Origin of the sequence: Campylobacter sp. CNRCH_2013_0855, assembly GCF_025773025.1 — a bacterium.
Classification (GTDB): domain Bacteria; phylum Campylobacterota; class Campylobacteria; order Campylobacterales; family Campylobacteraceae; genus Campylobacter_D; species Campylobacter_D jejuni_C.
In genome coordinates, this window is sequence record NZ_JAKMTE010000066.1 from 1 (window position 1) to 627 (window position 627).

General features: G+C 32.1%; 1 pseudogene. It reads right to left on the bottom strand.

What is annotated here, in order from left to right:
* Positions 1-168: 168 nt before the first annotated feature.
* Positions 169-627, bottom strand: a pseudogene (locus tag L8X40_RS08460) (hypothetical protein); the annotation flags it as partial.

The following is a 627-nucleotide window of genomic DNA, read 5'->3' on the forward strand; positions in this document are numbered from 1 at the left end:
GTGGGCTTTTTTGACTTTGGAAATAGTATTCTTCCACTTTGTTTATCTACATTTAATATAAAACCTTCGGGCGTATAAATTTCATAAGTTTCACTCATTTTTATCCTTTCATCCTATATACAAACCATCTTCCATGATTATAGTAGTGGCTAATGAAATTCATTATTTTTACTCTTTTATATTATGTTCTTTAGCATAAGCTAGTATTTTAGCTCGAAGTTCTTGTGGAAAATTATATCTATATATGGCAGGAATTCTTGGATCAAGGAGTTTATCAAGCTTATGTCTTTTATAATACCATTCTAGTTTTTCAGGGGTAAAATAATAAGGTGCATTAGGATAGCCTTGAGGTGGAGTTAGAGCTGCGAGTTTGGCATGTAGTATTAAAGTATCATTAAAAAGTTGTGCTCTTTCTTCGCTCCAATCATTAGGTGTATCGGTTCCATAACCTTGCGCCATACCCTTTCTATATCCAACCATATAACGATCAAATTCTCTTCTGCTTTCATAAGTAGAATCTACATCCCTTGGATCTTTTAATTTACCCTCAACCACATCACTTCTTAAGGCTTTGTATATACTTCCAAATTGATCATTAGCCAATTTATATTTATTCAAATCAATTAT